Genomic DNA, 6,943 nt, shown 5'->3' with positions numbered 1-6,943 from the left:
AGTGCATGGAGCTGTTGGTCGGCGGCTTCGCTGATCTCGATCTGTCGTGCGGGACGACCCATCCCTAATTCTACTTCTTATTCGCGATCTACTTAATCGGAGTCCGTATCAGACTGGATTTTTTGGTGAGAGCGCAGCACGGTACTTTCCTGCACAGCGGCTTTTCGAGTTGTTATGGATAGGGCCGTACTTTGCTCAGGCGAACGCGTTTGGGTTTATGGCCGTGCTAGATGGGCAGGCGGTGGGGTATATCCTGGGAAGTACCAGCCAATTGCTCTACCGGCGTGCCATGACCCGCTCGGTGCTGAGAACGGCGTGGTCAGTACTCCCTCCGGTGGGTAAGCTGTGGCTTTGCCTGCGTTATCTGCTGCGGCTTGCCCGGTTTGCCTCGCCACATGCGGACTGGACACAGTACCCGGCTCACCTGCACATCAATCTGTTGCCAGATGCGCGTGGTTTCCGGCTAGGCGAACAATCACTTGAAGCGTATCTATTGGCCCTGTCGGAACGGGGGGTGCCTGGCGTGCAACTGTCCACCACCACCGAGAATCAGGCGGCGGTGGGGCTGTACCACAAGTTTGGTTTTCAGGTGCTGGTTTCGAAAGTCACGCCGTTATGGACCCTGTGGCTGGGTCATCCAGCACAGCACCTCATCATGGGGCGATTGGAGTCTGCTATCAGTGTTGGACACTGATCAGCCCATTGGTTCGTCCTGCAAGAGCCGTCTCATGATTGTGGTCTGTGTGGGGTAGGCATTTATGGCCTGCAATTTGCCTTGCTGTCGGTTAACCTGTTCTCAGGACAGAGGTGTGGCGCGACCAGCGCTGAAGTGGCCAGCAGCGTCAGCAGGGAGGCGGGGAGGCTCAGCATCTGAAGTGGAACACGCACCGGCGCAATGTCCCTGAAGATTAGTTCTGCTTTCCGCTATTCCGCATAACCGGATATGCTGCCCCCATGCACCGGCACCCCCTGTCTTTTCCCCCCAACCCTGCCGATCTCGCGCACGTCAGCGGACTGTTCCAGGCGCTGGCTGACCCCACCCGGCTGACCCTGCTGCTGGCCCTCCAGGACGGCGAACATGCGGTTGGTGAGCTGACCGGGCTGCTGGATCAGCCTCAGAGTACCGTCAGCCGGCATCTGGGCGTGCTGCGTCACGCTGGTCTCGTCATCCCGCGCCGGAACGGCCCGCGCGTGCAGTACCGTCTCGCGGACAGCCACCTGGTGGGGCTGCTCACCCAGGCGTTCAGCCACGCCCAGCATCACCGCCTCGGTCTGCCTGGGCACAGCGCTCACAACCAGAACGCCGACACCGCCAACACCGGGGAGGCATCGTGAATCCCCCGGCGCTGTTCGGTGCCCTGAGCAACCCGCGCTTTGCCCGGCTGTACGCGGCACAGACCATCAGTCAGATCGGCGACGCGCTGACCTGGGTGGGCCTGGCCCTGCTCGCCGCGCAGCTCGCCGGGCCAGACCAGGCCCCGGCGGTGCTGGCCGTCGCCCTGACCCTGCGCGTGACCACCTTTGTGCTGCTCAGCCCCCTGGCCGGCGTCCTGGCTGACCGGGTCAACCGCCGCACCGTCCTGGTCGCCTGCCACTTCGGGCGCATGGTCGTCATCGGTCTGATGTTTTTCGTGACTCAAGTCTGGCAGATCTACGTCCTGATGGTCGCGCTCAACGCCCTGACGGCCTTCTTCACGCCCACCAACCAGGCCACCGTGCCGCTGGTGGTGGGCCGTGACGACGCCCGCTCGGCGTTCGCGCTGTCCAGCGCGACTACCGAACTGCTGGGGATCGTTGGCCCCGGCCTGGCCGGGCTGCTGGCCGCGTGGCTGGGGGCACGGGCCCTGTTCGTTGTGGACGCCGCGAGCTTTCTGATGTCCGGGTTGCTGATCCTGACCCTGCCCGCCCTGCGGGCCACCCAGGACGCTGGCGCACCAGAACGCAGCACCCGCAGCGACCTGCGCGACGGCACCGCGCGGCTGTGGCGCGATCCGCCGATCCGTTTCGCGCTGCTGATGGAACTGGTGGCCGCGCTGGCGGGGGCACTGATCCTAACCGTGACCATCTCGCGCGTGGAGGGGGGCCTGGGCCTCGGGGAAGCCGAGTACGGATGGGTGATCGCCGCCTACGGTCTGGGGGCCGCCGCCGCGTCCCTGGTGGTCGGTGCCGCCGGGAAGCGCATTCCGCTGACGCGGTTCATCGCGCTGGGCGCGCTGATCACCAGCCTGGCGATCCTGCCGGGGAATCTGGTGCCGCTGGGCGGGCTGATGGCGTTCTGGCTGCTGGCCGGCGTCGGCCAGAACTGGGTCAACCTGCCCACCGAGACGCTGCTCGCCGAGCGCACCGAGGAGGCCGCGCAGGGCCGGGTGTACGGCGCGCACTTCGCGTGGAGTCACCTGTGGTGGGCGTTTGCGTACCCGGTGGCTGGGTTCCTGGGCATCCGCTTCCCGGATCAGGCCTTCGTGCTGGGGGGCGGGCTGGCGCTGGCGCTGCTGGCCGGCGTGTGGCTCAGCCACCGGGGACGGCTGGGCGCAGGTCTGGATGAGCGGACCACACCCGGACCAGCGGATCAGTCCGGCTGAGCGGCCCCAAGCTGCGCGCGCGGCAACAGCTCGAAAGCCACGTCGCTGCTGGCGTCGTCACGCCGCGCGAGCGGGAGCAGGAGCATGGAATGCATCACGCCGTCCACCGTGGCGCTTGGCCCGGAGAGGCGCTCTGGGTCAGCCAGGCGCGGGCCGCCCGGCGGATCCGCCGGGCGGCGGGGGTCATCGCTGGGGTGACGGAACCCAAATGCGGCCGGGACGGACGTGAACGGTGATCGTCCTGGGGACTCCTGGAACTGAGGAGGGTGGGGTAACGGAGTGCCGGTTCGGGAGCGCGGACCCAAGAGGAAGTGCAGCGGGGGTGGTCTGACTCCCCGGCCCCCGGGGCCCGCCCCTGACCTATGCTCCTGGGATGACGCAGCTCAAGCTCCTGGTGATCGTGCCCCATCCTGACGACGAGGTCTTCGGGTCCGGTGGAACGATCCTGGAGGTCCTGGCACGCGACGAGCCGTGCGGCCTGGTGACCCTGACCCTGGGGGACGCCGGCAGGAACCTCGGCCTGTGTGAAAGCCGTGCGGAACTGGCCGAACTGCGGCGTCACGAACTCCAGACCTGCCTCACCACCCTGGGCCTCTGGGAGCAGGCGGGAAGCTGGCACCAGCAGCACACCTTCCCGGATGGAGAGATCAGTGCCCACCTCTCAGAGGTCACCGGGGTGGTACGTGAGGCCTTCACGAGGTGTCAGCCGGAAATCGTCCTGACCTTTCCGCCCGATGGGCTCAACGGCCATCCCGATCACGTTGCCACCCATCAGGCGGTCAAGGCGGTGTGGGACGCCCTGCCGCCCCGGACGCGTCCCCGGTTGTGGTACTACGCCCTGCAAGCAGAGCTGCTGGGCACTGTTCTGCCTGGATATCTCCCGCCGAACCGAATCCATGACGTGAGCCTGTTTATCACCAAAAAGTTGCGGGCGATGGGGTGTCACCGCTCGCAGGGCATCACCCTGGCGAACACGTTGCGCCGGTTCCCGGAACGCGTGACCCACGAACCTTTCCACGAAGTCACGGCGTAGGACAGGGGACGCCCTTCTGGCCGCCGCAGGGTGTCGCGGTGGCCACCCGTGACGGTCTGCGGTGGCAGGTGAAGACCGGAGCGGGGTGACGACACGGCTCGGCCATTGGCGTACAGCAGGGTTGCAGGGTTCTGGCAAGTGAACGCCGGTAGGCTGGTCAGTTTTGACTGACGGAAGCCTTACCAACACCGTTTTCCCCGCCGCATCATCGGCTACACCTTACGGCTAGATCACCGCTGCCTCTCAGCCAGCGTAACGTGCTGGAACTGTTCCACGAGCGCGGCATTGGGGTCAGCCATGAGACCCGAGGGCAGTGGAACATCATATTCGCGCCACTCCTTACCGAGGAAGGGAGCCACTGAGAACCCTGCCGGGGTTCTCGGTGGCCTCTGGGCGAGGCCTCCGTCAAGGTTGGTGGAGTGGGGCACTGGTTGTGGCGGGCCGCCCTGGAATACAGGGACATGCTGGTCGTCCTTCTCCAGGGACACCGCGACGGCCAAGTCCTTCTTTGTCCGCCTAACGCAGGAATTCTTCGCGCTGCACGCCGAGTCTCAAATCTTCACCGCCATATCTGAACGACACTCCCCGCTGCCTTTAGACGAAACCACCAAACATCAGCACTGCTCCTCTGACGAGAGGCGATGCAGCAGGGGCTTGACAACCAAACCCCCTGCTGAGCTATTCCGCTCCCGTTGGGTTAAGTGAACGGAACCCTCCGGAAGCTGCTCCTAGCGAACCGCAGCAGGCAGCGAGCCGGCCGTCCCTTCCCCTGTTGTTGGCCCACTCGGACGAGCGAACTGAACCCGGTTGAGCAGCAGGGCATTGACCGTGACGATGACCGTGCTCGCGCTCATCAGCAGCGCCGCCCATTCCGGCCGCAACAGGATGCCGTAGCTCGGGTAGAGCACACCGGCCGCGAACGGAATCGCCAGCACGTTGTACCCGGCCGCCCAGAACAGGTTCTGCTTGATCTTGCTCCGCACCCGCCGGGCCAGGTTGATGCCGCCCGCCACGTCCGCCGGGTTGTTGCGGACCAGGATGACATCGGCGGTCTCCACGGCCACGTCGGTGCCTGCGCCGATCGCGATCCCGACGTCTGCCTGCGCCAGGGCCGGGGCGTCGTTCACGCCGTCCCCGACCATGGCCACCACCCGCCCTTGAGCCTGCAACGCCTTGATCTGGTTGGCTTTGTCCTCCGGCAGAACATCCGCGATGACCGTGTCCATGCCCAACTCACGGGCCACCGCTTCCGCCGTCCGGCGATTGTCCCCGGTCAGCATCACTGTTTGGATGCCCGCGTCATGCAACGCCCGGACCCCCACCCGGGCCGTTTCCCGGATCCGATCAGCCACCGCGATGACGCCCAGGGCTTGTCCGTCGGCGGCCGCATACATCGCGGTTTTGCCATCCGCGGCCAACCGCTCGGCCACCTCCGGCAAGTTCCCCACGTCGATACCTTCCCGATCCATCAGCTTGCGGTTGCCCAGCAGCACCCGGCGGGCGTCCACCGTGGCCACCACCCCGTAGCCAGGGACCGAATCGAACTGCGCCGGGGCTTTGACCTCCACGCCTCGTTCTTTTGCGCCGGCCACGATCGCTTCGGCCAGCGGGTGCTGGGAAGGCTGATCCGCCCCCGCCGACAAACGCAACAGGTCCTGTTCACTCACATCCGGGGCAGGCACCAGGTCAGTCAATGCTGGTTTCCCTTCCGTCAGCGTGCCCGTCTTGTCGAACACCACGGTGTTGACGCCCGCGGTGGCTTCCAGGGCAGTGGCGTTCTTGAACAGCACGCCTTCCCGGGCCCCTTTCCCTACACCCACCGTGATGGCGGTCGGTGTCGCCAGGGCCAGGGCGTCCGGGCAGGCGATCACGATGGCCGAGACTGCTGCGGTCAGCGCAAACACCACGCTCTCTCCCAGGAAGAACCACACCAGGAAGGCGATCAGACCGGAGCCGAGTGCCACAAACACCAGGTATTTCCCCGCCTGATCAGCCAGGCGCTGCGCGGGCGCCTTGCTGGCCTGGGCGTTCTGGACCAGCTGCACGATGCGCGACAGGGCAGTGTCACGGCCCACCGCGGTGGCCCGGACCTTCAGAGCACCGTTCTGGTTCACCGTGCCGCCAGTGACGGGCGTCCCGGGCCGTTTCTCGACGGGGATGGGCTCACCGGTGATCATGCTTTCGTCCACGAAGCTGCTTCCGGAGACGACCTTCCCATCGACCGGGACCCGGTCCCCGGGACGCACGGCCAGGACGTCACCGACCACCACCTGTTCCAGCGGCACTTCGGTCTCCTGACCATCACGGACCAGCCGCGCCGTGGTGGGGGCCAGCTTCAGCAGGGCTTCCACCGCCCGGCCGGTGGCGAAGCGTGAGCGCATCTCCAACCAGTGCCCCAGGAGCGACAGGGTGGTCAACATGGCGGCCGCCTCGAAGAACACCTCGGCGCCCCCAAGGAATAGGGTGGCGTACACTGAGAACACCCAGGAGACCAGGATGCCGGTGGCAATCAGCGTCATCATGTTGGCTTCGCGCTGCTTCAGGGCGCGCCAGGCCGCACTGATGAACGGCCAGCCACCCCACCACACCACGGGTGTGGCGACGATCAGGCCGAACCACGCCATGGACCAACCGAACGGTGGCATGCCGGAGAGCCCGAAGACCGTGCCGATCGGTGAGAACAGCACCACTGGGACCGTCAGGATCAGGCTGATCACGAAGCGCCGCAGCATGTCATCAACCATGTGGGCACCGTGCCCGGCATGCTCGTCCTGGATCATCCCAGCATGATCACCGGAGGCGCCCTGTGCCATTGCCGAGTGGTCATGGGGCGCGGCTGGATTCGGGTGTTCATGCTGATGTGCAGGCTGGCCAGGCTGGGCGGCGGACGGAGCGCAGTCGGTGCACTTCCCGTCATACCCGGTCTCGTGAAGATGAGCGCGCAAGCCGGCTTCGGTCTGGACCTCCGGGTCGTACCCGAGGTGCGCGACCGCCCGGGTCCGGTCCAGGTGCACACTCTGGACGCCCGGCACCTGCGACAGGCGACGTTCCAGGTCCGCGAATTCTGAGCCGTTGTAACAATTGCCGAAGGCGACTTCCAGGACCTTGATGGGAAGGTGGGCGCCTGAGGCGTGGGTGCCGGACTGAGGGTGGTTGTGTGTCATCTCGCTCCTGCCGTACTTGAGAGCTGTTCGTCAGCGTCACCGGGCGGTGTCCAGGTTCCGTTACCAGGGAGGGGAGAGTGCAAGGTGACGAACAAACACCAAGACCACATACCCCAGGGGGAGGATTGGACGGAACCGCATTTAACAACCCCTTTGACTGTCGG

Annotated in this window: 5 protein-coding genes and 1 pseudogene; 5 read left to right on the top strand and 1 reads right to left on the bottom strand. The window is 65.8% G+C overall.

Annotated elements, in window-relative coordinates; genetic code table 11:
- The first annotated feature begins 46 nt into the window (after positions 1-46).
- The 5 genes and pseudogenes from HNQ08_RS24770 to HNQ08_RS27695 form a co-directional block, all read left to right on the top strand.
- On the top strand, positions 47-694 hold the full coding sequence (locus tag HNQ08_RS24770) for a GNAT family N-acetyltransferase (protein WP_229790260.1): 648 nt from the start codon (positions 47-49) through the stop codon (positions 692-694).
- Between the two features lie 260 nt (positions 695-954).
- Positions 955-1,335: an ArsR/SmtB family transcription factor gene (locus HNQ08_RS24765; RefSeq protein WP_184137909.1), complete on the top strand. Its 381-nt coding sequence runs from the start codon at positions 955-957 to the stop codon at positions 1,333-1,335.
- Positions 1,332-2,582: an MFS transporter gene (locus HNQ08_RS24760; protein WP_184137908.1), complete on the top strand. Its 1,251-nt coding sequence runs from the start codon at positions 1,332-1,334 to the stop codon at positions 2,580-2,582. Before HNQ08_RS24765 ends, HNQ08_RS24760 begins: the two co-directional genes overlap by 4 nt.
- Positions 2,583-2,955: 373 nt before the next feature.
- A complete protein-coding gene (locus tag HNQ08_RS24755; protein ID WP_184137907.1) occupies positions 2,956-3,615 on the top strand; it encodes a PIG-L deacetylase family protein in 660 nt (219 codons plus the stop codon).
- Positions 3,616-3,819: 204 nt separating this feature from the next.
- Positions 3,820-4,144: pseudogene (locus HNQ08_RS27695) on the top strand (IS6 family transposase); the annotation flags it as partial.
- Positions 4,145-4,343: 199 nt separating this feature from the next.
- Here the strand turns inward: HNQ08_RS27695 and HNQ08_RS24750 are convergent.
- Entirely contained in the window at positions 4,344-6,779 is a 2,436-nt protein-coding gene (locus tag HNQ08_RS24750) for a heavy metal translocating P-type ATPase (protein WP_184137906.1), read from the bottom strand.
- Between the last annotated feature and the right edge of the window lie 164 nt (positions 6,780-6,943).

Source organism: Deinococcus humi, from assembly GCF_014201875.1.
GTDB classification, from domain to species: Bacteria; Deinococcota; Deinococci; order Deinococcales; family Deinococcaceae; genus Deinococcus; species Deinococcus humi.
The sequence above is the reverse complement of the archived record's forward strand: the minus strand, read 5'-3'. Positions and strand labels throughout refer to the sequence as shown.

Bases quoted from the DNA above. Each gene is read 5' to 3' on its own strand.
- HNQ08_RS24765 (WP_184137909.1), top strand. From the start codon at position 955: ATGCACCGGCACCCCCTGTCTTTTCCCCCCAACCCTGCCGATCTCGCG.
- HNQ08_RS24755 (WP_184137907.1), top strand. From the start codon at position 2,956: ATGACGCAGCTCAAGCTCCTGGTGATCGTGCCCCATCCTGACGACGAG.
- HNQ08_RS24750 (WP_184137906.1), bottom strand. From the start codon at position 6,779: ATGACACACAACCACCCTCAGTCCGGCACCCACGCCTCAGGCGCCCAC.